Source organism: Arthrobacter sp. SAFR-023 (assembly GCF_051965295.1).
In the GTDB taxonomy this organism is placed as follows: Bacteria; Actinomycetota; Actinomycetes; order Actinomycetales; family Micrococcaceae; genus Arthrobacter.
Genome location: NZ_JBQCMF010000040.1, coordinates 1 through 2925, shown reverse-complemented (window position 1 = coordinate 2925; position 2925 = coordinate 1). Strand labels below are relative to the sequence as shown.

The following is a 2925-nucleotide window of genomic DNA, read 5'->3' as shown; positions in this document are numbered from 1 at the left end:
GCCCGTGCCCGGTTGCCGCGAGCGAGCCATACAGGTCCACCCGCAGCGACGCCACGGTCTCCAGCTTCCCGGAGGATGTCAGCTCCTCCGCAAACACCGCCGCAGCCCGCATGGGTCCAACGGTGTGCGAGGACGAAGGGCCAATGCCGATCGAGAAGAGATCAAAGACGCCAACAGCCATGGTCGGTTCCTAACTGGAGAGTTGTGGTCGGTTCGGGCTGGGGAGGGTTTGAGGTACGTGGGGGTGGAGTTTTTGTCCAGATAATGGGCTCAAAAGGGCCTCGAACTCGCGGTATCTGTACAAAGACTCCACGCCCGCGAAGGGAGGGAGGAGCGAGCTAGAGTTCGCCGCCGTTTGCTGTTGCGTATTCTTCGGCCGACATCAGCGGGCCCTCTTCCGTGACGGCCACCTTGAACAGCCAACCGGCGCCGTAGGGGTCGCTGTTGATCAGGGCCGGATCCGTGACGACGCCGTCGTTGATCTCGGTCACTTCACCCGTGACCGGGGCGTAGAGGTCGGAGACCGACTTGGTGGATTCCACCTCGCCGCAGGTTTCGCCGGCCGTGACCGTGGAGCCAACCTCGGGCAGGTCCACGTAGACGATGTCGCCCAGGGCGTCGGCCGCGACAGCAGAGATCCCGATCCCCACAGGTCCGGCCCCGTCGGCGGCAACCCACTCGTGCTCGGCGGAGTACTTCAGTTCAGAAACGACTTTGCTCACGTGATTTTCCTTAGCGTGTGTAGGTGCCTTGTGGTTTCGACAGGCTCAACCACCGGTGGTTGAGCCTGTCGAAACCTGGTTAGTTGGAGCGCTTGTAGAAGGGCAGGGCGACCACTTCGAACCGCTCGGCCTTGCCCCGCAGGTCTACGTCCAGGACCGTGCCAACTTCGGAATAGTCGACGTCGACATACGCCATCGCCACCGGGTAGCCGAGGGTGGGGGAGGGCTGGCCGGAGGTGACCTCGCCCACCAGGGTGCCGTCCTTGAGGACCGGGTAGTGGCCGCGGGCAGCGCGCCGGCCCAGGCCCTTGAGGCCCACGAGCCTTTGTCCAATGGTGGAACCGACGCCGGCTGCCTTGATCGCGGCCAGTGCCTCCCTGCCCACGAAGTCGCTTTCCTTCGCCAGCGACACCACCGGGCCCAGCCCCGCGGCGTAGGCATTGACGCGGCGCGAGAGCTCATTGCCGTAGAGCGGCATGCCGGCTTCCAGGCGCAGCGAGTCCCGGCAGGCCAGGCCCGCCGGGATCAGTCCGTGCGCGGCGCCCGCGTCCAGAAGCGCCTCCCACAACCCGGCAGCGTCGTCGTTGGGCACGTAGATTTCGAAACCGTCTTCACCGGTGTAGCCGGTGCGGGCGAGCAGGAGGTCCTGACTGTTGACTTCGACTTCAACGGCCGCGTAGTACTTCAGCTCGGTCACCAGGGAGTGCTGTTCGGCCGGGACCAGCTGGAGCAGGATGGCTTCCGCGTTGGGCCCCTGCACGGCGATCAGCGAGGTCTCCGCCGAAACGTCCTCGACGGCCACGTCAAACTTCGCTGCGCGCTCGCCGAGGGCGGCGGCCACCACCTTGGCGTTGCCGGCGTTGGGGACCACCAGGTACTTGGCTGTTCCGTCCGCAGCCGCGGGAAGGCGGTACGTGATCAGATCGTCGATGATGCCGCCGTCGGCGTCACAGATCAGTGAGTACTTGGCCTTGCCGACGGCGATGGCGGACAGTTTGCCGGCCAAGGCGTAGTCCAGGAAGGCGCCGGCGTCCGGGCCCGTCACCCAGACTTCCCCCATGTGGGAGAGGTCGAACAGGCCTGCCGCGTTGCGCACGGCGTGGTGTTCGGCAAGCTCGGAGGTGTACTTGAGCGGCATCTGCCAGCCACCGAAATCGGTGAACGAGGCGCCGGCCTTCTTGTGCTGGTCGTAGAGGGCGGTGTAGTTCTCGGTCATTGGTCAGTTTTCCAATCCGGTGATTGAGCTTGTCGAAATCTCGAAGTCTTCGATCGGCGGGCAGGAGCAAACCAGGTTCCGGTCGCCTGCGGCGCCGTCGATGCGGCCCACCGGCGGAAAGTACTTGTCCTGCCTGAGTGACGGAACGGGGAAGGCGGCCTGCTCGCGGGGGTAGGAACGGTCCCACTGGGAACTGACGACGGCGGCTGCCGTGTGGGGTGCGTTGCGCAACGGGGAGTTCTCCACGGTGAAGTCGCCGTTGGCGACCTGCTCGATCTCGGCGTGGATGGTGATCATCGCCTCGATGAACCGGTCGATCTCGGCCAGGTCCTCGGACTCGGTGGGCTCCACCATCAGGGTGCCGGCCACAGGGAACGCCAGCGTGGGGGCGTGGAAACCGAAGTCGATCAGGCGCTTGGCCACGTCCTCGGCGGTGACGCCGGTTTTCGCCGTGAGGCCGCGCAGGTCCAGGATGCACTCGTGCGCCACCAGCCCGCTGTCGCCCGTGTAAAGGACCGGGAAGAACTCGTTCAGCCGGGAAGCGACGTAGTTCGCCGCCAGCAGCGCGGACTTGGTTGCTTCGGTCAGGCCGTCGCCGCCCATGAGCTTTACGTAGGCCCAGGAGATGGGCAGCACGCCCGCGGAGCCGAAGCGCGAAGCGGAAATGGCGACGCCTGTTGATCCGACAGCGCCCGCTACACCACCTTCGAACGAAGCGCTGTTCGAATCGCCAGGCATGAAGGGAGCGAGGTGCGCCTTGGCCGCAACGGGACCGACGCCCGGACCGCCACCGCCATGCGGGATGCAGAAGGTCTTGTGCAGGTTCAGGTGCGAGACGTCGCCGCCGAACTTCCCCGGCTGGGCCAGACCCACGAGCGCGTTGAGGTTGGCGCCGTCCACGTAGACCTGACCGCCGGCCGCGTGGATGGCGTCGCAGACCTCGCGGACGTCGGCGTCGTACACCCCGTGCGTGGACGGGTAGGTGAT

General features: G+C 65.9%; 3 protein-coding genes and 1 pseudogene. All 4 read right to left on the bottom strand.

Annotated elements, in window-relative coordinates; translation table 11 throughout:
* Positions 1–181, bottom strand: a 181-nt coding sequence (locus ACTHQX_RS21590) for a serine dehydratase beta chain (RefSeq protein WP_440159282.1), incomplete at its 3' end; no start/stop codon positions are given.
* A gap of 157 nt (positions 182–338) precedes the next feature.
* On the bottom strand, positions 339–722 hold the full coding sequence (gene gcvH / locus ACTHQX_RS21585) for a glycine cleavage system protein GcvH (protein WP_440159283.1): 384 nt from the start codon (positions 720–722) through the stop codon (positions 339–341).
* A gap of 79 nt (positions 723–801) precedes the next feature.
* Positions 802–1938 (bottom strand): glycine cleavage system aminomethyltransferase GcvT, encoded by a 1137-nt coding sequence (gcvT, locus tag ACTHQX_RS21580; RefSeq protein ID WP_440159284.1) that lies wholly within the window; start codon positions 1936–1938, stop codon positions 802–804.
* Between the two features lie 3 nt (positions 1939–1941).
* Positions 1942–2925, bottom strand: a pseudogene (locus ACTHQX_RS21575) (glycine dehydrogenase (aminomethyl-transferring)); the annotation flags it as partial.

Excerpts from the sequence above, each read along its gene's own strand:
- gcvT (WP_440159284.1), bottom strand. The coding sequence starts at position 1,938 with ATGACCGAGAACTACACCGCCCTCTACGACCAGCACAAGAAGGCCGGC.